At 72.7% G+C, this 22771-nt stretch carries 18 protein-coding genes; 8 read left to right on the forward strand and 10 right to left on the reverse strand.

Annotated features, from left to right (window positions below):
* Positions 1-162 precede the first annotated feature (162 nt).
* On the forward strand, positions 163-2568 hold the full coding sequence (locus OG710_RS29075) for a glycoside hydrolase family 9 protein (RefSeq protein ID WP_330242022.1): 2406 nt from the start codon (positions 163-165) through the stop codon (positions 2566-2568).
* 37 nt (positions 2569-2605) lie between these two features.
* On the opposite strand, the gene OG710_RS29080 is transcribed toward OG710_RS29075, so the two are convergent.
* The 3 genes from OG710_RS29080 to OG710_RS29090 all read right to left on the reverse strand — a co-directional run bounded on the left by OG710_RS29080 (position 2606) and on the right by OG710_RS29090 (position 7020).
* The gene (locus tag OG710_RS29080; protein ID WP_443064306.1) at positions 2606-3823 is read right to left on the reverse strand and encodes an MFS transporter; all 1218 of its coding nucleotides are present in this window, start codon (positions 3821-3823) and stop codon (positions 2606-2608) included.
* Between the two features lie 52 nt (positions 3824-3875).
* Positions 3876-5669, reverse strand: coding sequence for an ABC transporter ATP-binding protein (locus OG710_RS29085; RefSeq protein ID WP_330242023.1), 1794 nt, complete (start codon positions 5667-5669; stop codon positions 3876-3878).
* A 112-nt stretch (positions 5670-5781) separates the two neighbouring features.
* Complete coding sequence (locus OG710_RS29090; RefSeq protein ID WP_330242024.1) at positions 5782-7020, reverse strand: benzoate/H(+) symporter BenE family transporter; 1239 nt, start codon at positions 7018-7020, stop codon at positions 5782-5784.
* A 114-nt stretch (positions 7021-7134) separates the two neighbouring features.
* Here OG710_RS29090 and OG710_RS29095 point away from each other — a divergent pair, with 114 nt between their 5' ends.
* The gene (locus tag OG710_RS29095; protein WP_330242025.1) at positions 7135-7695 is read left to right on the forward strand and encodes a helix-turn-helix domain-containing protein; all 561 of its coding nucleotides are present in this window, start codon (positions 7135-7137) and stop codon (positions 7693-7695) included.
* A 26-nt stretch (positions 7696-7721) separates the two neighbouring features.
* Here the strand turns inward: OG710_RS29095 and OG710_RS29100 are convergent, their stop codons facing one another.
* The 3 genes from OG710_RS29100 to OG710_RS29110 all read right to left on the reverse strand — a co-directional run bounded on the left by OG710_RS29100 (position 7722) and on the right by OG710_RS29110 (position 12756).
* The gene (locus OG710_RS29100; protein WP_330242026.1) at positions 7722-8312 is read right to left on the reverse strand and encodes an N-acetylmuramoyl-L-alanine amidase; all 591 of its coding nucleotides are present in this window, start codon (positions 8310-8312) and stop codon (positions 7722-7724) included.
* A gap of 224 nt (positions 8313-8536) precedes the next feature.
* A complete protein-coding gene (locus OG710_RS29105; protein ID WP_330242027.1) occupies positions 8537-9871 on the reverse strand; it encodes an SWIM zinc finger family protein in 1335 nt (444 codons plus the stop codon).
* The gene (locus OG710_RS29110) at positions 9868-12756 is read right to left on the reverse strand and encodes a DEAD/DEAH box helicase (protein ID WP_330242028.1); all 2889 of its coding nucleotides are present in this window, start codon (positions 12754-12756) and stop codon (positions 9868-9870) included. Before OG710_RS29110 ends, OG710_RS29105 begins: the two co-directional genes overlap by 4 nt.
* A 253-nt stretch (positions 12757-13009) precedes the next feature.
* Here OG710_RS29110 and OG710_RS29115 point away from each other — a divergent pair, with 253 nt between their 5' ends.
* Together OG710_RS29115 and OG710_RS29120 are read left to right on the forward strand one after the other, a co-directional pair.
* Positions 13010-14053, forward strand: a complete 1044-nt coding sequence (locus OG710_RS29115) for a fatty acid desaturase family protein (RefSeq protein WP_330242029.1) — start codon at positions 13010-13012, stop codon at positions 14051-14053.
* A 96-nt stretch (positions 14054-14149) separates the two neighbouring features.
* Positions 14150-14692: an MOSC domain-containing protein gene (locus OG710_RS29120; protein WP_330242030.1), complete on the forward strand. Its 543-nt coding sequence runs from the start codon at positions 14150-14152 to the stop codon at positions 14690-14692.
* Positions 14693-14714: 22 nt separating this feature from the next.
* Here OG710_RS29120 and OG710_RS29125 read toward each other — a convergent pair whose 3' ends face one another.
* The gene (locus OG710_RS29125) at positions 14715-15599 is read right to left on the reverse strand and encodes a hypothetical protein (RefSeq protein WP_330242031.1); all 885 of its coding nucleotides are present in this window, start codon (positions 15597-15599) and stop codon (positions 14715-14717) included.
* A 157-nt stretch (positions 15600-15756) separates the two neighbouring features.
* A complete protein-coding gene (locus OG710_RS29130) occupies positions 15757-16068 on the reverse strand; it encodes a hypothetical protein (RefSeq protein ID WP_330242032.1) in 312 nt (103 codons plus the stop codon).
* Between the two features lie 108 nt (positions 16069-16176).
* Here OG710_RS29130 and OG710_RS29135 point away from each other — a divergent pair, with 108 nt between their 5' ends.
* Positions 16177-17079, forward strand: coding sequence for an oxygenase MpaB family protein (locus OG710_RS29135; RefSeq protein WP_330242033.1), 903 nt, complete (start codon positions 16177-16179; stop codon positions 17077-17079).
* Between the two features lie 34 nt (positions 17080-17113).
* On the opposite strand, the gene OG710_RS29140 is transcribed toward OG710_RS29135, so the two are convergent.
* Positions 17114-17623: a MarR family winged helix-turn-helix transcriptional regulator gene (locus tag OG710_RS29140; protein ID WP_330242034.1), complete on the reverse strand. Its 510-nt coding sequence runs from the start codon at positions 17621-17623 to the stop codon at positions 17114-17116.
* 102 nt (positions 17624-17725) lie between these two features.
* Here OG710_RS29140 and OG710_RS29145 point away from each other — a divergent pair, with 102 nt between their 5' ends.
* The gene (locus OG710_RS29145) at positions 17726-19837 is read left to right on the forward strand and encodes an MMPL family transporter (RefSeq protein ID WP_330242035.1); all 2112 of its coding nucleotides are present in this window, start codon (positions 17726-17728) and stop codon (positions 19835-19837) included.
* Positions 19838-19936: 99 nt separating this feature from the next.
* On the opposite strand, the gene OG710_RS29150 is transcribed toward OG710_RS29145, so the two are convergent.
* Positions 19937-20512: a TerD family protein gene (locus OG710_RS29150; protein WP_330242036.1), complete on the reverse strand. Its 576-nt coding sequence runs from the start codon at positions 20510-20512 to the stop codon at positions 19937-19939.
* A 260-nt stretch (positions 20513-20772) separates the two neighbouring features.
* Between OG710_RS29150 and OG710_RS29155 the strand changes: the two genes are divergently transcribed.
* Positions 20773-22236, forward strand: a complete 1464-nt coding sequence (locus OG710_RS29155; protein ID WP_443064307.1) for an LCP family protein — start codon at positions 20773-20775, stop codon at positions 22234-22236.
* Positions 22237-22352: 116 nt separating this feature from the next.
* Positions 22353-22766: a roadblock/LC7 domain-containing protein gene (locus OG710_RS29160; RefSeq protein ID WP_330242038.1), complete on the forward strand. Its 414-nt coding sequence runs from the start codon at positions 22353-22355 to the stop codon at positions 22764-22766.
* Positions 22767-22771: the final 5 nt, after the last annotated feature.

The raw sequence follows: 22771 nt of genomic DNA on the forward strand, positions 1-22771 counted from the left end.
GCGGATTGCCGCAGGCCCGTTCCGGCAGGGGCCCTGCCGCAACCGTTGACAGTCCCGCGCGGAACTGGCTTGATGAGCAACGCATTTGGGAGCGCTCCCACGCCCGGTGCTCCCGCACCGCCCTCCCCGCACCCCCACCGACGTGACGAAGGGACAGTTCCGTTGCGCTCGCTCACCCTCCCCGCCCTGCGAAGACGATCCCGCAGGCCCGGCCCCCTCACCGCCGTCGCACTGGCGCTCAGCGTCGGTGCCGGCCTCCTGCTCCCGCTCTCGCTGCCGGCCGGCGCGGCGGCCGCCCCCGCCTTCGCCTACGGCGAGGCGCTGCAGAAGTCCCTCCTCTTCTACGAGGCCCAGCAGTCCGGCAAGCTGCCCGACAGCAACCGCGTCTCCTGGCGCGGCGACTCCGCGCTGGAGGACGGCAAGGACGTCGGCCTGGACCTGACGGGCGGCTGGTACGACGCCGGGGACCATGTGAAGTTCGGCCTGCCCATGGCGTACTCGGCCACCATGCTGGCCTGGGGCGGCGCGGAGCAGCGGGCGGCCTACGAGGCGTCCGGGCAGCTGACCCACCTGCGCGACAACCTGCGCTTCGTCGACGACTACCTCATCAAGGCGCACCCCGAGCCCGACGTGCTGTACGCACAGGTCGGCAACGGCGGCGACGACCACAAGTGGTGGGGCCCCGCCGAGGTCATGCCGATGGAGCGCCCCGCGTACAAGATCGCCGCCTCCTGCCCCGGCAGCGACCTGGCCGGCCAGACGGCGGCGGCCCTCGCCTCCTCCTCGATGGTGTTCGCCGACAGCGACCCCGCGTACGCCGGGAAGCTGATCACCCACGCGAAGCAGCTGTACACCTTCGCCGACACCTACCGGGGCAAATACAGCGACTGCGTCACCGACGCGCAGAGCTACTACAACTCCTGGAGCGGGTACGACGACGAGCTGGTCTGGGGCGCGATCTGGCTGTACAAGGCGACCGGTGACGCCGCGTACCTCGCCAAGGCCGAGTCGTACTACGACAACCTCTCCACCGAGCCGCAGACCAGCACCCGGTCCTACCGCTGGACGCTCTCCTGGGACGACAGCTCCTACGGCGCCTACGTGCTCCTCGCCCAGCTGACCGGCAAACAGAAGTACATCGACGATGCCAACCGCTGGCTCGACTGGTGGACGGTCGGCGTCAACGGGCAGCGGGTGCCCTACTCGCCCGGCGGGCAGGCGGTGCTCGACAGCTGGGGCTCCCTCCGATACGCGGCGAACACCGCCTTCGTGGCGCTGAGCTACTCCGACTGGCTGACGGGTGACGCCACCCGCAAGGCCCGCTACCACGACTTCGCGGTCCGCCAGATCGACTACGCGCTCGGCGACAACCCGCGCGGATCGAGCTACGTGGTGGGCTTCGGCGAGAACCCGCCGACCAAGCCCCACCACCGCACCGCCCACGGCTCGTGGACGGACCAGATGAACAACCCGGCCGAGAGCCGGCACACCCTGTACGGGGCACTGGTCGGCGGCCCGAGCGCACCCGACGACTCCTACACCGACGAACGATCCAACTACGTCAACAACGAGGTCGCCACCGACTACAACGCCGCCTTCACCGGAGCCCTGGCGCGGCTCTACGCCGAGTACGGCGGCGCCCCGCTCGCCGACTTCCCCCGGCCGGAGGAGCCGGACGGCCCCGAGATGTCCGTCCAGGCGTCGGTGAACGCGGCGGGCCCCGGGTTCACCGAGATCAAGGCGTATCTGATCAACCGGTCCGCCTGGCCTGCCCGCGCCCTCACCGACGCCTCGCTGCGCTACTACGTCACCCTGGAACCGGGCACCACCCCCGACGACATCACCCTCACCACCAACTACAACCAGTGCGGCGAGGTGACCGGACCCACGCACCTGGCGGGCGACGTCTACTACGTGACGGTGGACTGCTCGGACACCGACATCGCCCCCGCCGGCCAGTCCGCGTACCGCAAGGAGGTCCAGTTCCGGATCAGCTCGGCGGGCGCCTGGGACCCGTCGAACGACTGGTCCTACCCCTCGACGGCGACCACACCCGGCGGAACCCCGGTCGACGCGCCGCACATGGTGCTGCTGGAGGGCTCGACGCCCCAGTGGGGCAGCGCCCCGGACGGCACGGACCCCGGCCCCACCCCTGACCCGACCGGCACCCCGGACCCGTCCCCGACGCCCGACCCCACGGACACGCCGGACCCGACCCAGACCCCCGACCCCACGGACACGCCCGACCCCGAGCCCGGTGCCTGCGAGGTGAGCTACCGCGTCAGCCAGGCGTGGGGCACGGGTTTCACCGCCGATGTGACGGTGAAGAACACCGGATCGACACCGCTCGACGGCTGGCGGCTCGTCTTCGACTTCCAGGGCGCCGAGAAGATCGGCAACGCCTGGAACGCGACCGCCACCCAGAGCGGCAGCCGGGTCACCGTCGAGAACGCCGGCCACAACGGGTCCGTCCCGGCGGGCGGCAGCGCCTCCTTCGGCTTCCAGGCCGACGGCGCGCCGGCGGCCGACCCCGCCGCCTTCACCCTCAACGGAAAGGAGTGCGGCTGACCCCGGCCCGGATCGTCGCGGCCGACCCCGGACCGGCTCATGCCCGCTTCGGTGTCCGCAGCGCCGCGTACGTACCGGACACCGCCGCCAGGACGATCACGCACCCGGTGAAGATCAGCCCGGCGTCGCGCAGGCCGAGCCACACGGCCAGCGCGCCCACGCCCACCACCGGCACGGAGATGCCCAGGTAGGCGACGACGAAGAAGGCCGAGATGGTGCCGCCCCTGTGCTCGGCGGGGGCGGCATCGCCGACCAGCGTGAGGGCGGCCCGGAAGGCCAGCCCCTGCCCGATGCCCCCGCAGACCGCGCCCAGCACGAGCAGCACCAGCGACTTCGCGAGCAGCGACGACGCCACCAGCAGCAGTCCGGCGATCAGCACCGCGCAGCCGAAGGGCAGCGCGCGGCGCGCCCCGATGCGCGGGGCGAGCGACTGACCGACCGTCGAGGCGCAGAACACCGAGAACACCACCGCGCCCGTCACCGCCAGGTTGTGCACGCCGAGCGTCTTCGCCGCGAAGCTCGGCGCGACCGCGGTGAACAGCCCGAGCAGCGCGAACCCGGCGAAGGCGGCCAGCGAGGCCGGCACGAACACCCCCTGCACCTCCGGCGGCACCCGCACCCCCTGCGGCTCCAGCCGGGGCCACCGCCGGGGCTCCGCGACCGTCTCCGCCAGCCGCAGGATGATGACGCAGGCCACCGCGACCAGTCCCAGATGGACCCAGAACGGCAGCGCCAGCGGCCACGGCGTGTACTGCGCCAGCACCCCGGCGAGCAGCGGACCGCAGCCCAGCCCGCCCATGTTGGCGGCCGTCGCGGCGAACCCGGCCCGCGCCTTCTGCCCCGGCTCCGCCAGCTCGATCACCGCGGCCGTCGCCGCGCCGCTCAGCAGCCCGGCCGCGCCACCGGACAGCACCCGCCCGGCGAAGAGCAGGGGCAGCCCGGCCTCCAGCAGGAAACAGCCCGCACTCGCGGCGGACAGCGCCATGGCGGCCAGCAGTACGGGACGGCGCCCGACCTTGTCGGAGTAGTTGCCCGCCACCAGGAGCACCGAGATGACCGCGACCGCGTACACGGCGAAGACCACGGTCACCATCAGCTCGGAGAATCCGATCTCCTTCTGGTAGAGGCCGTACAGCGGGGTCGGCAGCGTGGTGCCGGCCATCCCGACGGCGAACACGACGGCCGCCGCCGCGTACCCCGCACGGCGCCGGCCCACCCGTCCCGTCTTCTCGCGCACCCTCACGTACGCCACCATAAGCACGGGCGGCCGCGCGGACCCGTTCGCCCGCCGGGCGGCCCGGCAGCCGCTACGGGAAGGCCGGCTGGAGCCCCGCGTACACCCCGTGGCGGCCCAGCAGCTCCTGGTGGGTCCCGACCTCCACGATCCGGCCGCCCTCCATGACCACGATGCGGTCGGCACCCTGAATGGTGGAGAGGCGGTGGGCGACGACGAAGACGGTCCTGCCGTGCACCAGCCGGGACAGCGCCTCCTGCACCAGCGCCTCGGAGCGGTTGTCCAGCGCCGAGGTGGCCTCGTCCAGCACCAGCACCCTGGGGTCGCGGATCAGCGCCCTGGCGATGGCCAGCCGCTGCTTCTGCCCGCCCGAGAGCCGGGCGCCGCGCTCGCCGACCACCGTGTCCAGGCCCTGCGGCAGACGGCGGACGAACTCCATCGCGTTGGCGTCCTCCAGGGCGCTCAGCAGGGTCGCCTCATCGGTGCGCCCCAGGCCGTACGTGACGTTCTCGCGGATGCTCCCCTCGAACAGGATCGACTCCTGCGGCACCACCGACAGGAACCGCCGGTAGCTGCGCAGGTCGAGCCCGGCCATGTCGGTGCCGTCGAGCAGGATGCGGCCCGAGGTGGGCCGGATGAACCCGATGAGGAGGTTGAGGACGGTCGACTTGCCCGCGCCGGACGCCCCGACCAGGGCGATGGTCTCGCCCGGCCGCGCGGAGAGCGTGAAGCCGTCCACGGCGGGCCGCGCCTCGTCGTACCCGAAGGCCACGTCCTCGAAGTCGATACGCCCGGTGACCTGCTCCACCTGCGCCTTGCCGGCGTTGTGCTCCAGATCGGGCGCCTGGAGGACCTCACCCGCCGAACGCACCGACTCCAGCCCCTTGGTGAGGATGGGGGCGAGCCCGAGAAGCGTGGTCACCGAGCCGGTCAGGACGGTGAAGAAGGCGCTCAGCATGACGACGTCACCGGCGGTCACGGGCATCCAGCCGTGGTACGCCACCAGCGCGGACCCGGTGAGGCAGAGCACCCCGAGCGTGTTGAGGAGCACCCAGGCCAGCGAGCCGAACCGGCCGTTGAGCATGTCCAGGCGCAGCCCGGCCGCGAACACCTGGCGCAGCGAACCGTCCACCCGGCCCAACGCGGTCCGCTCCAGACCGTGGGCGCGGGTGATGGGGATGAGGGTGGTCATCTCGCCGACGCGGGAGGACAACTGCTCGACCTCGCGGCGGAAGGACTCGTTGTGGCTGCGCAACCGGCCGCGCAGTTTCATCACGAGGAAGCCGGCGGCGGGCACGACGACGAGGAAGACGGGCAGGAACGAGGGCACCCGGACGCCGATGACGACGAGCCCGCCGACCAGCGTCACCACCGCCCCGAGCCCCATGTCGGCGCTCTGCTGCACCATCTGCTCCACCGCCTCGACATCGCGGACGACCTTGGCCTGGAGCACGCTGGAGCTGACGCGGGCGTGGTAGCCGACGGACAGCTGCTGCATCCGGCGGCACAGCGCCGAGCGCAGGGTGATGCCCATGCGGCGGATGCTGCCGCCGAGGCAGCGCACGTACCACTGGTGGAGCGGGTAGTTGAGGACGAGGACGAACAGGAGGAGCCCGGTCGCCTTCCACAGCTCCGCCTCCGGGCCGTGCTGGACGACCACGTCGAGGACGGTCGCGGTGATCAGCGGCAGCAGCCATATGGGGCTGTGCTTCACGGTGAAGAGGACGACGGCGAGCGCCAGCCGGCCCCGGTCCGGTCGCAGGAGCAGGGCGAGGGTGCGGACCGGGTGTTCGCCGCGATAGCGGTGGTCCAGATGGTCGAAGGGTGCCAGGGATTCGACGGAGGGTGGGGATACCGCTTTCTGCATACAGTCATCCCACCCCGCGGCCGATGCCCGGAGCAACTGTGTTCCAAGGGGAGGACACGGACGCCGGGGAGAGGGCGTCCGGAGAGAGTGTGCGGCGAGGGCGGGGGAGCGGTCAGCGGACGGGCAGTTCGCGCGGCCGCTCCGCCGGGACGGGGGTGGCGGGGCCGGGGCGGCGCGGCCGGCCCAGCGAGGCCGCGGCACCGGTGACGAGCCCGGCCAGCAGGCCCCAGAACGCCGAGCCGATCCCCAGCAGCGTCACGCCCGACGCGGTGGCCAGGAAGGTGACCACGGCCGCCTCGCGGGACTCCTTGTCGGCGAGCGCCGAGGCGAGCGAGGACTCGATCGTCGCGAGCAGCCCGATCCCCGCGATGGCCATCACGAGTTCGTGGGGCATGGCCGTGAGCAGGGAGGCCACGGTCGCGCCGAGGAGCCCCACGCAGAGGTAGAAGAACCCCGCCCACACGGCGGCGAGATAGCGCTTGCCGCGGTCCGGGTGCGCCTCCTCGCCCGTGCAGATCGCGGCCGTGATGGCGGCCAGGTTGAGGCCGAACGCGCCGAAGGGCGCCAGCAGCGCGTTGGCCGCGCCGGTCCATGTCATCAGCGGGGACACCGGCACCTGGTAGCCGGAGGCGCGCAGCACGGCGACACCGGGCAGGTTCTGCGAGGCCATCGTGACGACGAACAGCGGCGCGCCGACGCTGACCAGGACCCTCCAGTCGAACTCGGGCGCGGTGAAGACCGGGGTGGCCAGGGAGAGGTGGACGCCGCCCGTTCGCCAGCCCCCGGTGAACAGGGTGGCCACCACCCCGGCGGCCAGCGCCACCAGCACCGCGTAACGCGGCAGCAGCCGGCGCCCCAGCAGATACGCGGCGAACATCGGGAAGGCCACGGCGAAGCTGTGCTCCATGGTGCTGAACAGGCCCGTGCAGAACCGCAGCAGCACCCCGGCCAGCAGCGCGGCGGCCAGCGGAACGGGGATGCGGCTCATCACCCGCGCGAACCATCCCGTGACACCGCTCACCAGGATGAGCAGCCCCGAGAAGATGAAGGCGCCGACCGCCTGCGGCATGGACACCCCGACCAGACCGGTCGTCAGGAGCGCCGCGCCGGGGGTCGACCACGCGGTCACCACCGGGGCGCGGTGGCGCAGCGACAGACCGGCACAGGTGAAGGCGAGACCGACACCGAGCGCCAGCATCCAGGAGGAGATCTCGCGCGCGTCGGCCCCGGCGGCCTTCGCCGCGGTGAACACCAGCGCCGCCGAACTGGTGACCCCCACCAGCACGGCGATGAGCCCCGCGGCCACGGCGGAGGGCGGAGCGGCCGCGCGTACGCGGGGCAACACGGACATGAGTGAGCCACTTTCGGGAGTGCCGTGCGGTGTTCCGTATACGGAACGTTCTGTTTGTGGAACACTAGGGATGCGGACCGGTACCCGTCAACCACGAAAGCGAGCGGTACGGCGATGGGGCTGAACGAGGACGTGGGGCGCAGGCTGCGAACCCTGCGGCAGGACATGGACGTGTCCCTGTCCGAGCTGGCCAGGCGCTCCGGAGTCGGCAAAGGCACCCTCTCCGAGCTGGAGAGCGGCCGCCGCAACCCCACCCTGGAAACGCTGTACGCCCTCGCCACCGCCCTCGGCCGCCCCCTCAGCGCGGTCCTGAGCGACCCGCCGCCGGGCGGCGCGCCCGCGCGGAACGGGTCGGAGGTCTCGGGCAGCGCCGTCACCGCCGTACTCCTGGAACGGTACGAGGACGGGGAGGCGGTCACCGATGTGTTCCGCGTGACCATCCGCGCCGGAGCCGTCCAGGACTCGGAGGCCCATGTGCCGGGTACGTCGGAGAGCCTGATGGTCCTGGCGGGCGCCGCCGTCGTCGGGCCGCCGGGCCGGCCGTACACCGTCGGCCCCGGCGAATCCGCCCGGTGGCGGGCCGACGAGCCCCATGTATACGGCGCGCCGGACGGCGAGGTGCACGGCGTCCTCTTCGTGCGCTGCCCCCTCGTGGGGGAGACGGACGGCCGCTGACCGCCCGCCTCCCCGAAGGGCGGTGCTCAGCCGGTGCTGAGCAGATTGACCAGGCGGATGTAGCGGACCCAGTCCCAGTTGGGGCCCGGATCGGTGTGGTCGGCGCCCGGCACCTCCGCATGGCCCAGGATGTGCGCCCGGTCCTTGGGAATCCCGTACCGGTCGCAGATCGAGGCGGTCAGCAGCGCCGACTTCTCGTACATGGGGGTCGTGAAGTACGCGGGCTCGTCCACCCACCCCTCGTGCTCGATGCCGATGCTCCGCGTGTTGTAGTCCCAGTTGCCCGCGTGCCAGGCGATGTCCTTCTCCCGCACGCACTGGTCGATGTACCCGTCGCCGGACCGCACCACATAGTGCGCGGACACCTGCTTCGCCGGGTTCTGGAAGATGGAGATCGTCTCGGAGAACGTCTCCTGCGTGACATGGATGACGACGTAGTCGACGGGGTACGCCGAGGGGCGCGAGGAGGCCGTGTAGTTGGACGTCGACGCGGGTGCCCAGTGCGCCGCCGGATAGTCCGTGGCGCCCCGTGTCGCGGCGGTCGCCCGGACGGAGGCGGGCAGCAGCACACCCGCCGCCGCCACCGCGGCGCCCTGGAGGATTCGTCTGCGTTCCATGCGTACTCCTGTGGGGGGAGGTGGGAAGGGGGATACATGGTGGGGGACCGGGCGCGGCGACCGGCGGCCCGTCCGGTGACCGTGACGCGCTGTCCGATGTACGGCCGGGTCGTGTGCGGGCCCCACCGTACGGGTGCCGCGCACGACGCGGAAGACGGCAGGATATCCAAATCCTGCCCATATAAAGGACGTTGACGGCGCGTCAGCGCGTGTCGCGCGCCCCTTCAGTCGCCCCGCGCCTCCGCCCAGGCCGCCGCCGGATCGTCGTCGGACGGCCCCGCCGGGAACCACTGCCCGTTCTCCTTCCGGTACGGGTACCAGCGTCCGTCCGGCCCGTACCGGAGCTGCAGGTTCCCGTCCGCCGACGTCCAGCGGTTGCCCTCGGCCCGCAGCCGCGGTGCCTCGTCCTCCTCCCACGCCCCCGCCAGCCGCGTCCGGGCACGGGCCAGCTCGGTGGCGTCCGGCGCCCGGTCCTCGTCCAGCACCGCCAGCGCCGCCGAGCCGCCGAGCCGCCACGCCGCTATCGCGGCCGGGAACCCCGCGCGCGGACGCCCCGATCCGGCCGCCAGCCGGTTCGCGATCCACGGCTCGGGACGCGCCTCGGCGGCGAGCCGCACCGCGTCCTGGCGCACCGTCAGCCCCGCGGCCACCGGCCGCAGCTCATGGCCCGGCGCCAGCGCGTCGGCCAGCATCCGGTGGGCGCGGGCCGCGGCGTCCCTGGCCAGCATCTCCAGCGCCGACGGGTCGACCCCCTCCTCCGGATCGGTCTCCGTGTCGAGCGAGGGCGCCGCGCCCGGCTCGTCCGGAAGCCCGGGAGGCGCCGGCAGCGCGGGCAGGATGCCCCCCTGCGCGTACGCCTGCGCCGCCGGTACGCCGGACCCCTCCGGCACCGCCGCCCGCTCCTCGTCCCCGCCGCCGTCGTGCTCCCCGGCCGGTGCCGCGATCCGCCGCTGGAGCTCCGCCAGCAGCCGCCGCTCGCCGCGCCCCCGCATCAGCAGCAGCACGAACGGGTCCTGGTCGAGCAGCCGCGCGACCTGGTAGCACAGGGCGGCGGTGTGCGGGCAGTGGTCCCACGCCTCGCAGGTGCATTCGGGTTCGAGGTCGCCCATGCCCGGACGCAGATCGATCCCCGCGGCCGCCGCGTCCTCGATCAGATGCGACGGCATCTCGTGGTCCAGCAGCGCCGCGATGTGCCCCGCCCGCTCGGCCGCCATGTCCAGGAACCGGTCCCACTCCCGCTCGTCCAGCTCCTGGAGCAGGACATCGCTGCGGTACGTGCTGCCGTCCCGCGCGCTCACCACCGCCGTGATCCGGCCCGGCCGCACCGACACCGCACCGACCCGGCCCTCCCTGGCGACCCGGCGCCCCTCCTTGAGCTGTCGGCCGTCCAGCGCAGTCTCCTCCAGCGCCCGCAGCCACGCCCTTCCCCACCACGAGGTGGCGAAACCACGGCCCGGCGCGGGCGGCAGCGCCGGGAAGGTGCGCTCCTGCGCGGGCGCCCCGTCCTCCCGTTCGTCGCCGCCCTCGGCGAAATCGCCGGCCTCGTACCCGTCGCTCATCGTGTCCCCCCTCGAAGCTCCACCAGATCGGCCAGTTCCGCGTCGCTCAGCTCGGTCAGGGCGGCCTCGCCCGACCCCAGGACCGCGTCCGCGAGACCCTGCTTGCGGGCGAGCATGCCGGCGATCCGGTCCTCGATCGTGCCCTCCGCGATCAGCCGGTGGACCTGCACCGGCTGCGTCTGCCCGATGCGGTACGCACGGTCGGTGGCCTGCGCCTCGACCGCCGGGTTCCACCAGCGGTCGAAGTGCACCACATGGCCGGCCCGCGTCAGGTTGAGCCCCGTGCCCGCCGCCTTCAGGGACAGCAGGAACACCGGCGTCTCGCCCGCCTGGAACCGGTCCACCATCTCCTCCCGCGCGGCCACCGGCGTGCCGCCGTGCAGGAACTGCGTGCCGATGCCGCGCGCCGCCAGATGCCGTTCCAGCAGCCGGGCCATCGCCACGTACTGAGTGAACACGAGCACCCCGGCGCCCTCCGCCACCATGGTGTCCAGCAGTTCGTCGAGCAGCTCCAGCTTCCCGGACCGGCCCTCGATGCGCGGCTCCTCCTCCTTGAGGTACTGCGCCGGGTGGTTGCAGATCTGTTTGAGCGCGGTCAGCAGCTTCACCACCAGCCCCCGCCTGGCCATCCCGTCGGCCTCCGCGATCGCCGCCAGCGTCTCGCGCACCACCGCCTCGTACAGCCCGGCCTGTTCCGGCGTCAGCGACACCGTCCGGTCCGTCTCCGTCTTCGGCGGCAGCTCCGGGGCGATGCCGGGATCGGTCTTGCGCCGCCGCAGCAGGAACGGACGCACCAGCGCCCCGAGCCGTTCGGCCGCCGCCGGGTCACCGCCCTCCACCGCCCGCGCGTACCGCGTACGGAAGGTGCCGAGCCGCCCCAGCAGTCCGGGCGTCGTCCAGTCCAGGATCGCCCACAGCTCGGACAGGTTGTTCTCCACCGGCGTACCGGTCAGCGCCACCCGCGCCCCCGCGCCGATGGTGCGCAGCGCACGCGCCGTCGCCGAGTACGGGTTCTTGACGTGCTGCGCCTCGTCCGCGACGACCATGCCCCAGCGCACGGCGGCCAGCTTCGGCGCGTCCAGCCGCATCGTGCCGTACGTGGTCAGCACGAAACCCTCGTCCGCCAGGTCCGCCGGACCGCGCGAGGCACCGTGGAAGCGGCGCACCGGGGTGCCGGGCGCGAACTTCTCGATCTCGCGCTGCCAGTTGCCCATCAGCGAGGTCGGGCAGACCACGAGCGTGGGACCGGCACCGCCTTCCAGCGTCTGGCGGTGCAGATGCAGCGCGATCAGGGTGATGGTCTTGCCGAGCCCCATGTCGTCGGCGAGACAGCCGCCCAGCCCGAGCGAGGTCATGGTGTGCAGCCAGTTCAGACCGCGCAGCTGATAGTCCCGCAGGGTCGCGGCCAGTGCGGCGGGCTGACCGACGGCCGGCTCCCCGTCCTCCTGCCGCCGGGCGGGATCGGCGACCCGTTCACGCAGCCGCTCCAGCCAGCCGGCGGCCCGGACCTCGACCCGCCGCCCGTCGACCTCGGCGGACCCCGTCAGCACCGCGCCCAGCGCGTCGATCGGGGTGACCTTGCGGTCCTGGGTCTCGCGGGCCCGCCGCGCCTCGTCCGGGTCGATGAGCACCCACTGGTCGCGCAGCCGCACCAGCGGCCGGCCCGCCTCGGCGAGCCGGTCCAGCTCCTCGCGGCTGAGCTGCTGGTCCCCGAGCGCGAACCACCAGTTGAAGGTGAGCAGGGCGTCGGACGAGAGCAGCGGTTCCGCGTCCGACGCCGTACGCGCGAGACCTCGCGGCGCACCGCCCTCCTCGTCCTCGCCGTCCGGCCCGATCACCGCACGAGCCGTCAGCCTGCGGGCGGTCAGCTCCCTGGGCCAGTGCACCTGGACCCCGACGGCGGCGAGGGCCCGTGCGGCGGGGCCGAGCAGTTCGGTGATCTCCTCGTCGGCCGGCTCCACCGCGTCGGGCACGGCCGCCGACAGCAGCGGCGCCAGCGACGGCCAGGCGCGGGCGGCCCGGCGCAGCATCAGCAGCGCGTCCATCCGCACCCGCGGTCCGAACGCCCCGGCCGCCGGACCGCCACCCGCCCAGATCTCGGCGGCGTCGGCCACCACGGCCGGGTCGCTGACGCTGTGGATCTGCGGAACCACCCGGAACGACGGGCCGGCTCCCCCCTTGCCCGCCCCGTCGAGCCCGGCCACCTCCACCCGCAGCGACAGCCGTACGCCGGCGTCGTGACCGGCCGCCACATCGGCGGCCCAGGCACGGTGGGCGGGCACCCGCTGCGGCTCCGGCGCGGTGAACGCGGGCCCGCCCGAGGCGAGCGGAGCGGCGGGGGTGCGGGGCAGACCGTCGGCCACCGCGTCGAGGAACGCCCGTACCAGATGCTCCGGTTCGGGCAGCAGCAGCGACCCGTCCGCCGTGTCCAGCGGCACGGCGTGGGCCGCGGGCGGCATCGAGGCGGCCAGAGTGCGCACCCGCGCCAGATCGTCCGGGGCCAGCGGCCCGGCCCGCCAGCTGTCGTGGTCCGTCGCGCTCAGGCCCGGCAGCAGCAGACCCCTGGCGGCGAACTGCAGGGCGAGCAGCCCGGCCACGCCCCAGAACGCCACGGACGCGGAGGCGTGCCGCGCCAACCGGGCACGCGTCAGCACCGGGAGCGCGTCGGCCACGGACAGCAGCCGCGCCGGCACCTCGTACGGCAGCGCGTCGGCGCCGGCGACCGTCAGCTCCGCGCTCTCGCCGGGCCCCTCGGGCGGACTGCTGCCGTCCGGATGCCAGAAGGCGAGCCGGCCGGTGCGGGCGGGGTCCGCGGGCAGGAAGACCGCGCAGCAGCCGGCGAGCGCGTCGATGTCGGAGAGGGATGCGGAGGAGAGACTGTGCACAGCGATGTCAGAGTCCTCAAATTTGACTAGTCGACTGAGGTCGCCGAGGGTACCCCACCGAACGCGACCGCAGACCTCCCCTGTGCGTGAGGTGCGACACAGGGTAGTCCGCCGTGCTCTGCCGGTGCGGTCGGCCCCCGGCCCGGAGAGGGGGCTGGCACCACCCTGCCCCAGGGTGGTGGCGTCATGGTTTCCGCCACCCCGCCAACCGTACGTTTTCCGGAGTCGGAGCGGACTCGAGACCGGAGAAACCATGTCCCACGCCACCCTTGCCGTCGCGGAACCCACACGCGACGGAACCGGAAACCGGGGGAGCGACTTCGCGCCCCTGCTGCGTGCCGTGCGGGCACGGGGACTCCTCGAACGGCGCACCGGCTGGTACACCGCCGGCATCACCGCCAACCTGCTCGCCCTGGCGGCCGTCGTCACCGGCATCGTCCTCCTGGGCGACACCTGGTGGGTGCTGCCGCTCGCCCTGCCGCTGGCCCTCCTCTGGGCCCGTACCGCGTTCGTCGGACACGACGCGGGGCACTCCCAGATAACCGGCGACCGCCGGGTGAGCCGCGCCATCGGCCTCTTCCACGGCAACCTGCTGCTCGGGATGAACGAAGCGTGGTGGAACGACAAGCACGTACGCCACCACGCCAACCCCAACCACATCGACAAGGACCCGGACGTCGGCGTCGGCGCCCTCGTCTGGACCCAGCAGCAGGCCGCCCGGCGCGAGGGCTTCGCCCGGTGGCTCACCCGCCACCAGGCCGGCCTCTTCTTCCCGATGCTGCTCCTCGAAGGCATCGCGCTCAAGGTCTCCGGCTTCCAGTACCTCAAGCGGCAGCCCGTGCGCGAACGCGCCCTGTCCGCCTTCCTGCTCACCGCGCACCTCGGCCTCTACGCCGCCCTCCTGTTCACCGTGCTGTCGCCGGGCAAGGCGGTCGTCTTCGCCCTCGTGCACCACGCCCTGTTCGGCCTCCACCTCGGCATGGCCTTCGCCCCCAACCACAAGGGCATGGAGATGCCCGACCCGGACGAGGACCGCTGGGACCACCTGCGGCGCCAGGTCCTGACCTCGCGCAACGTCCGCGGCGCCGCCCTCACCGACTGGTTCCTCGGCGGCCTCAACTACCAGATCGAGCACCACCTCTTCCCGAGCATGCCCCGCCCCCACCTGCGCCTGGCCCAGCCCCTGGTCAGGGCCCACTGCGAGGCGATCGGCCTGCCCTACACGGAGACCGGCCTCGTCGAGTCCTACCGGCAGGCGCTCACCCATATGCACGAGGTCGGCGCGCCGCTGAGGTGACCGGCCCCTCCATGGCGGCCGGTGCGGACAGCTCCGTACGATCAGCTGTACGGAGACCGGCCGCCGATGGCCGACCGCTGAGAGGGGAATCCCGCCGTGAGTGGCATCGTGACCGCCGTCAGCAGGAACGAGACCTACACCTTCACCAAGCCGAACCGGGACAGCGTGACGCTGCTGGCCGGCCTCGGGGTGGAGGGCGACGTGCACTCCGGGGTGACCGTCAAGCACCGCTCCCGGGTCGCCAAGGACCCCACCCAGCCCAACCTCCGCCAGGTCCACCTCATCCACGAGGAACTGTTCGACGAGGTCCGGGCCAAGGGTTTCGAGGTGGCCCCCGGCGAACTCGGCGAGAACATCACCACGCGGGGGATCGACCTGCTGGCCCTGCCCACCGGCACCCTGCTGCACCTCGGCGCCGAGGCGGTCGTCGAGATCACCGGGCTGCGCAACCCCTGCTACCAGATCGACAACTACCAGGACGGCCTCCTCAAGGAGGTCGTCGGCCGGGACGAGGCCGGCCACATCGTCCGCAAGGCCGGGATCATGGGCATCGTCACCAGAGGCGGCGCGGTCGGGCCCGGCGACCCCATCGAGATCGTGCTCCCCGCCGAACCCCACCGCCCGCTCGACCGCGTCTGACCCCGTCCGGCCCCGGCGCGGGTCAGAACGGCCGGACGGCCAGCTCGTCCAGCGCCGTGAGCAGCCCCGGCAGTTCCGGCCCGCGCCCGACCGGCAGGATCTCGCCCGGCGCCTCGTCCAGGAGCAGCAGGGCGATGTCGTCGGTCCTGGCCACCATCGACCAGCCGGGCCCGTCCGCCCGGATCATGCGGGCGTCGCCGGGTGCGAACGACGACCGGACACGGCCGGGCGGCGGCGGATCGTCCACATAGGCGCGCGCCTGGGCGAGGGCCCGCCGCACTCCGGGATGCCGCCCGGAGCCCGCCGGGCGCGGGGCTTCGTCCGCCGCCTCGGCCGATTCCGCACGGTCGGCCCCGGAATCGTCCGCCTCGGTACCCGGCCCGCCCGCCGGTGCGAACACCGTCTCGTCGTCGATCCGCTCGCGCCAGTCCGCCCACTGCGCGGCGATGGCGTCCGCGCCCATCCGGCGCTGCGCGGGCCCCCACTCCTCCGTGTCCGGCGGCGCCAGCGCGGCCAGGGCGTCGCCGTCCGCGTCCGGACCGGGCACCGGGTCGTGCGGCGCGGGCACCCCCGGCGTGGAGACGGCGAGCGCGAGGGGCCAGCCGGGGAGCGCGCAGACCACCGACCGGTCGTCCGGCGACAGGTCGTACTCCATCCCGCAGTCCCAGGACGCGATGGCCACCGCCACCAGCGACACATCGTCCACGACGACCGTCCACCGGGCGCCGTCCCCGTCCTGGCCCATGACGAGCCCGTACCCCTCGGCGTACGGCTCCAGCCGCAGCGCGGCGCACGCCGCCGGGTAGTCGTCGCCGAGCACTCCGGGGAACTGCGCCGGGGTCAGCAGGACGGCGGTCAGCACATACAGCGCGTCGTCGTCGGCGACCGCGTCGTCCGTCCCGGCCACTGGGCCCTCCTCCGTCGGGGATGTCGTCGGCGCACCTTAACCAGTGAGTAACCTCCGAGTCGAGGGCCCGTACGCCCCGACCCGCCCGCCGCCGCAGCCGCCCCGCGCACCCCCGCAGCGGCCCTGCGCACCCCCGCAGCGGCCCCGCGCACCCGCCTCAGCGGTCGGCGGTCACCCCGAGCAGGTCCCGCGCCACCGTCTGCGGCGACTCGCCCCGCTCCCGGGCCAGCGCGATCAGCGCCCGGCAGGCCAGCTCGCCGACCCCGAAGGAGAGCTGCTCCGGCGACACCCAGCCGCTCGCCTCGTCCATCCGCTCCTCGTCGTCCTCGGCCGACGCCGCGACGAAGACGGCGGCCGCCTCGAAGAGATTGGGCTGCCGGCGTACGGGCTCCGGCCGGGCCACCGCCGTACGGCCGCCACCGCGGCCCGCGGACAGGGCCTTGCGCAGAGCACCGAATATCCCGGTCATGGGAAACCGCCTTCCGTCAACCTGAGTACGCGCGTGCGTCGCGCGTACTCAGCGTCCTGCCCGCGGACGTAGGCTGGGACACTCGACCTGGACAAGGGGGACGGTGCGGTGAAGCGCTACGACCGGCTGAAAGAGATCCAACGCCTCGATCCGGAACGGGACTTCCTGGAGATCTACCGGCTCTCCGTGACGTACGAGTTCCCGTGGGACGTCACCCGCGCCCTCGAACTCGCCCTGTACCGCACCTATGCCGTCCCCAGCATCGGCAGACTCCTGGCCGAAACCGCCGAACTGACGGACCGTACGCAGAAGCGCTACGACGACACCGCGCTGCTCCTCGACACCGTCGTCGAGCACGGCTTCGACAGCGATCCGGGACGCACGGCCCTGCGCCGGATCAACCGGATGCACGCCGCCTACGACATCAGCAACGACGACATGCGCTATGTCCTGTGCACCTTCGTCGTCGTCCCGAAGCGATGGCTCGACGCCTACGGCTGGCGCCGGCTCTGCGACCACGAACTGCGGGCCTTCGCCGCCTACTACCGGGCGCTCGGCGCCCGCATGGGCATCAAGGACCTGCCGCGGACCTACGAGGACTTCGAGTATACCCTCGACACCTACGAGAACGATCACTTCGCCTTCGACGAGGGCGCACGGGCCGTCTCCGACGCCACGCTGGACCTGATGGCCTCCTGGTACCCCCGCCCCCTGGCGCCCCTGGTGCGCGGCGCGAGCCTCGCCCTCCTGGACGACTCCCTGCTGCGCACCTTCCGCTACGAGCGCCCGGCCGCCGCGGCCCGGAGCCTCGTCCGGGGCGCACTGCGGCTGCGCGCCCGCGCCGTACGGCTCATGCCGCCCCGAGGCAAGCCCCATTACGCCCGGCAGAACCCCGAGATCAAGGGCTACCCGGACGGATACGAAGTGGCCTCGCTCGGCACGTTCCCCACCCCCGGCGTCCGCGGCTGCCCCGTCCGCGACCTCGCCGGCCCCGGAGCACGGGCCGAGTGACGGACGGCGGCGGGCCGCCCCCGCCGGCCCGCCCCTACGGCCTCGGTTCCGTCCGGCGCAGTTGCCCCAGCTCGTCGTTCATCGTCTCCAGGAACCGGACCACCACCCGCAACTCGTTCTCGTCGAACCGCCTGCGCGCCGCTTCCGTGCCCGCGGCCAGCGGCCGGAAGAAGTCGCGCGCCACATGTTTCGCCGGCGCCGCGTAGTGAAGATGCACCACCCGCCGGTCGCTGCTGTCCCGCACCCGGCGGATGTGCCCCGCGCGCTCCAGCCGGTCCAGACACGCCGTCACCGCCCCCGAGGTGAGGTCCAGCTGCTCGCGCAGCCGCCCCGGTGTCATGGCACCCCCCTCCTCACCCGGAACCCCGTCGAGAATCGCGACGAGCGCCTGCACATCCGTCGGATGCAACCCCTGCGACTGCGCGAACTCATGCGTGATGCGGTTGAACTCGCTGTTCATACGGCGCAGCAGCACAGCGAACGACTGGAGGCCCGTGGGCCCGCCGTCCGTGCCTCTGTCCGGGCCCTCGTCCGTGGTGCGCATACCCCTAGACTAATATCTCTTGATGATTGAGATAATGAATCATCGAGAGAGCCATCGGGAAACCTTTGCCATGTGTGTCACGAGTCGAACCAAGGGGAAGCAATGAAGCCCGCACCGAGGCACCGCGCCGTCCGATGGCTGGTGCCCCTCGCCCTCCTTGTCGTCTGGCTCGGCATCGGAGGAACCCTCGGCCCCTACGCCGGGAAACTCGGCGAGGTGGCGACCAACGACCGGGCCGCCTTCCTGCCGCGCAGCGCCGAGTCCACCAAGGTCGCGGACGAGCAGAAGGCGTTCCAGAAGGCCGGGACCGTGCCCGCGATCGTGGTGTGGACCGGCGCCGACGGCACCCTCCCGCCCGGCGCACGGGCCGATGCGACCGCGGCGCTCGCCTCCCTGAACGGCAAGCCCGGCGTCGTCGGCACCCCCTCGCCCGCCCTGCCGTCCGAGGACGGCGAGGCCCTCTCGGGCGTCGTGCAGCTGCGCTCCGACCTCGGCGACGAACTGCCCGCCACCCTGGACGAGGTGCGCGACGCGGCCCGTACGGTGCCGGGCACCACCGCCGAACTCGCCGGACCCGCCGCCACCCAGGCCGACCTCAAGGACGCGTTCGCCGGAATCGACGGGCTCCTGCTCGGGGTGGCCCTGGCCGCCGTCCTGGTCATCCTGCTGCTGGTCTACCGCAGTGTGCTGCTGCCGTTCCTGATCATCATCAGCTCCGTCCTCGCCCTGGGACTCGCCTGCGGGATCGTCTACGTCCTCGCGGACCGGGACGTCGTCCTCGTGGACGGCCAGGTCCAGGGCATCCTCTCGATCCTGGTCATCGGCGCGGCCACCGACTACGCCCTCCTGCTCACCGCCCGGTTCCGGGAGGAGCTGGCGGGGCACGGCGACCGGACCACCGCCGCGCTCGCCGCGCTGCGCCGCTCCTTCGGCGCCATCGTCGCCAGCGCCGCGACCGTCGCCCTCGGACTCCTCGCGCTGCTGCTCAGCGACCTGACGAACAACCGCGCCCTGGGACCGGTCGGCGCCATCGGGATCGTGTGCGCGGTGCTGAGCACGATGACGTTCCTCCCCGCCGTCCTGGTGCTGTGCGGGCGCGCCGCGTACTGGCCGGCCAAGCCGCGCCCCGTGGACGAGGCGACCGGCGGACACGGCATCTGGCGGCGGATCGCCGCGCGCGTGGACGGGTCCCCGCGCAAGGTGTGGCTCTCCTGCGCGGTGGTCCTGCTCGCCTGCGCCGCGTTCGCGCCCACGCTGAAGTCGCACGGCGTGCCGCTCGACGAGATCTTCGTCAACGACGCCCCGTCCGTCTCCGCCCAGGCCACGCTCGGCAAGCACTTCCCCGGGGGCTCCGGCAACCCGGCCGTCGTCGTCGCCGGCGCCGGACAGGCCGAGCAGGTGACCGCGGCGGCCGAGAAGACCCCCGGCGTCGCCTCCGCCGCACCCGTGACCGAGTCCGGCCGGCCGGGCGGGGGAGCCCCGCTCGTCGTGGACGGCCGGGTGCGCATCGATGTGACCCTCAAGGACGCGGCGGACAGCGACGCGGCCACGGAAACCGTCAAACGCCTGCGTACCGCCGTCCACGCCGTGCCCGGCGCGGACGCGCTCGTCGGCGGCTACACCGCCCAGCAGTACGACACCCAGCGCACCGCCGAACGGGACCGCTCCGTCATCGTGCCGGTGGTGCTCGTCATCATCCTGCTCATCCTGATGGGCCTGCTCAGGTCCGTCCTGGTGCCCGTGCTCCTCGTGGCCACCGTGGGCCTCAACTTCCTGGCGACCCTCGGCGTGGCGTCGCTGGTCTTCAAGCACGGCTTCGGCTTCAGCGGCACGGACGCGTCGGTGCCGCTGTACGGGTTCGTGTTCCTGGTGGCCCTCGGCGTCGACTACAACATCTTCCTGATGTCGCGGGTCCGTGAGGAGGCGCTGGAGCACGGGGCGCGGCAGGGGATGCTACGGGGCCTGGTCAGCACCGGCGGTGTCATCACCTCGGCGGGCGTGGTGCTGGCGGCCACCTTCGCCGCCCTGATCGTCATCCCGCTGGCGTTCCTCGCGCAGATCGCGTTCATCGTGGCGTTCGGCGTGCTGCTGGACACGCTGGTGGTGCGGTCGCTGCTGGCCCCGGCGCTCGTCGTGGACATCGGGCCACGGGCGTGGTGGCCGAGCGCCATCGGCCGCGCCGCGCGGGACGGGGAGCCGTCCGCCTCCGCGTGACGCCCGCGCCACCCGCCTCCGCGTGATGACGCCCGCGCCACCCGCCCGCCGGGCCGGCCGCCGCTGACACGGGGCCGGGACGGCGGGCGGGGCCGTCGGTCAGACGTTGACGCCGAAGTCCTTCGCGATTCCCGCCAGGCCGGAGGCGTAACCCTGCCCGACCGCGCGGAACTTCCACTCGCCGCCGTGCCGGTACAGCTCGCCGAAGACCATCGCGGTTTCCGTCGACGCGTCCTCGCTGAGGTCGTACCGGGCGAGCTCCACACCGTTGGCCTGGTTCACGACGCGGATGAACGCGTTGCGCACCTGGCCGAAGCTCTGTCCACGGCTCTGCGCGTCGTGGATGGAGACCGGGAAGACTATCTTCGTGATCTCGAGCGGGACCGCCGCGAGGTTCACGTTGATGGACTCGTCGTCGCCGTCCCCCTCACCCGTGAGGTTGTCACCGGTGTGCTGGACGGAGCCGTCCGGGCTGTTGAGGTTGTTGTAGAAGACGAAGTGCAGGTCGGAGACGACCTTGCCGCTGTCCCCGCAGAGCAGCGCACTGGCGTCCAGGTCGTGGTCCGCACCCGTCGTCGTGCGTACGTCCCAGCCCAGGCCGACCGTCACCGCGGTCAGGCCGGGCGCCTCCTTCGTCAAGGAGACGTTGCCGCCCTTGGCCAGGGTCACACCCATGAACTTCCTCCAATGATCCAGTGGTTCACCGACCGGCGCCCGCGCGTTCGTCGCGGGTGACGGTCCGGCCGTCGCCCGGAACGAACGGCGGCCGTGCCCTACTCTTCAGGAATCGCGAGGATTTGCCCAGGGCGTCGGCACCGTCCGCCCCGATTACCCGGTGGGCGGGCGGGGAAGACGTCGTTGCCCGGCCGTCTCTCACGACCGAGCATCCGCACGACCGTAGAACCGCACGACCGCATGACCGAACGGGGTGGCCCATGGCACGCAGGAACAGAGGAACCGGGCCCGGCGGGAGGGGAAGCCGGCTGCGGCGTACGGCGGTGTCCGCACTGTCCTTCCTCATCCTGCTGGTCGCCGGGGTCGGCTGGGGGTATCTGAAACTGACCGGCGGCATCGACACCTTCAGCGACGACGGTGTCTCCGGCGACCGGCCGCCCGGCACGGCCGGCGGACAGAACGTCCTCGTCATCGGGTCGGACACCCGCGCCGGCAGCAACAAGGGCCTCGGCGGCGGCACGGGGGCGGTGGGCCGCTCCGACACGGTGCTCCTCCTTCACGTCTACGCCGACCGCAAACACGCCGTCGCCGTGTCCGTGCCCCGCGACGCCATGGTGGACATCCCCGCCTGCCGCAAACCCGACGGCAGTTGGACCAGGCCGCAGCACCACAGCCAGTTCAACGGGGCGTTCTCGGTGGGGGAGACCGCCGAGGGCAACCCGGCATGCACCCAGAACACCGTGGAACACCTGACCGGGCTGCGCGTCGACCACACGGTGGTCATCGACTTCGCCGGATTCTCCGCGCTGACCTCGGCGGTCGGCGGAGTGCCGGTGTGCCTCCCGGAGGACGTGTACCAGCGCGACCTCAACCCGAAGCGCCCGACACGAGGTTCCCTGGTATTCGCCAAGGGGCCGCAGACGGTCTCCGGACAGCGGGCCCTCGACTACGTGCGCCTGCGGCACGGCATCGGTGACGGCTCCGACATAGGGCGCATCAAGCGCCAGCAGGCCTTCGTCGCCTCCCTGGTGAAGAAGATCAAGTCACGCGGAATGAACCCCACCACTCTGCTGCCGCTGGCCGACGCGGCGACGGACGCCATGACGGTCGACGAAGGGCTCGGATCGGCCGAAAAGCTGCTCTCCTTCGCCCTGTCGATGAAGAACATCGACCTGCACAACACCAAGTTCGTCACCGTGCCCTGGCGCTACGAGGGCGAGCGCGTCGCCGTCGTCGAACCGGACGCCGACGCCCTGTGGGCCGCGCTGAAAGCCGACCGCCCCCTCGACGGAAAGGCGAAATCCGGACCGTCCCCGAAGGCTTCGCAGGCACCCGTCCGGGGCGCGGGCATCGCGGTCGCCGTCTACAACGGCACCACGGTGAACGGGCTCGCTGCCAGGGCCGCCGACCTGCTGCGCGCACACGGCTTCACCGTCACCGGCACGGCCACCGCACAGGACCAGAGCCGCACCGGCACCGTCGTCGTGTACGGCCCCGGCCAGCGCGAGGAGGCCCGCACGACGGCGCGGCTCTTCCCCGGCGCACAGCTCACCGAATCCGGCACGGCGGGCGTCCAGGTCACGGTCGGACAGGATTACGCGGACGAGCCGGCCCCGGCACCGGACAACGCCACCGCCGCCCCGGCCGCGAATGCGCCCGCGAACCTCGCCGACCAGGCCCGCTCGGCCGACGACGACCCCTGCGAGGACCTCTCCTACGGCTGAACCCGGCGTCCGTTTCGGGACGGGTGCGCGGAGCGGCGTGCTTGCCCCGGCGTGACCCGTGCGCAAGGCTGGCACACGAGCGAGGCACGGGGAACGCGTGAACGGGGAGGAAAAGCATGGCGCTGGACAGGGGACTCGACTGGCTCCTCGACGATCTCACCAATCGCGTGGAGCACATACGGCACGCCCTGGTGCTGTCCAACGACGGCCTGGTGACCGGTGCGAGCACCGGACTGGCCCGCGAGGACGCCGAGCACCTGGCGGCCGTCTCATCGGGGCTGCACAGCCTGGCCCGCGGATCGGGGCGGCACTTCCGGGCCGGACGGGCCCGGCAGACCATGGTGGAGTTCGACGAGGCGTTGCTCTTCGTGACGGCGGCGGGCGAAGGCAGCTGCCTGTGCGTCCTGAGCGAGGCGGAGTCGGACGTCGGTCAGGTCGCGTACGAGATGACGCTGCTGGTCAACCGGGTGGGACAGCACCTCGCGGTGGACACCCGACAGGACGGGGACGGGGGAGTCAACCGGCTCTGACGCAT

Source organism: Streptomyces sp. NBC_00525 (assembly GCF_036346595.1).
GTDB lineage: Bacteria > Actinomycetota > Actinomycetes > Streptomycetales > Streptomycetaceae > Streptomyces.

Bases quoted from the DNA above. Each gene is read 5' to 3' on its own strand.
- OG710_RS29080 (WP_443064306.1), bottom strand. From the start codon at position 3,823: ATGGTGGCGTACGTGAGGGTGCGCGAGAAGACGGGACGGGTGGGCCGG.
- OG710_RS29085 (WP_330242023.1), bottom strand. From the start codon at position 5,669: ATGCAGAAAGCGGTATCCCCACCCTCCGTCGAATCCCTGGCACCCTTC.
- OG710_RS29090 (WP_330242024.1), bottom strand. From the start codon at position 7,020: ATGTCCGTGTTGCCCCGCGTACGCGCGGCCGCTCCGCCCTCCGCCGTG.
- OG710_RS29095 (WP_330242025.1), top strand. From the start codon at position 7,135: ATGGGGCTGAACGAGGACGTGGGGCGCAGGCTGCGAACCCTGCGGCAG.
- OG710_RS29100 (WP_330242026.1), bottom strand. From the start codon at position 8,312: ATGGAACGCAGACGAATCCTCCAGGGCGCCGCGGTGGCGGCGGCGGGT.
- OG710_RS29105 (WP_330242027.1), bottom strand. From the start codon at position 9,871: ATGAGCGACGGGTACGAGGCCGGCGATTTCGCCGAGGGCGGCGACGAA.
- OG710_RS29115 (WP_330242029.1), top strand. From the start codon at position 13,010: ATGTCCCACGCCACCCTTGCCGTCGCGGAACCCACACGCGACGGAACC.
- OG710_RS29130 (WP_330242032.1), bottom strand. From the start codon at position 16,068: ATGACCGGGATATTCGGTGCTCTGCGCAAGGCCCTGTCCGCGGGCCGC.
- OG710_RS29140 (WP_330242034.1), bottom strand. From the start codon at position 17,623: ATGCGCACCACGGACGAGGGCCCGGACAGAGGCACGGACGGCGGGCCC.
- OG710_RS29145 (WP_330242035.1), top strand. From the start codon at position 17,726: ATGAAGCCCGCACCGAGGCACCGCGCCGTCCGATGGCTGGTGCCCCTC.
- OG710_RS29150 (WP_330242036.1), bottom strand. From the start codon at position 20,512: ATGGGTGTGACCCTGGCCAAGGGCGGCAACGTCTCCTTGACGAAGGAG.
- OG710_RS29155 (WP_443064307.1), top strand. From the start codon at position 20,773: ATGGCACGCAGGAACAGAGGAACCGGGCCCGGCGGGAGGGGAAGCCGG.
- OG710_RS29160 (WP_330242038.1), top strand. From the start codon at position 22,353: ATGGCGCTGGACAGGGGACTCGACTGGCTCCTCGACGATCTCACCAAT.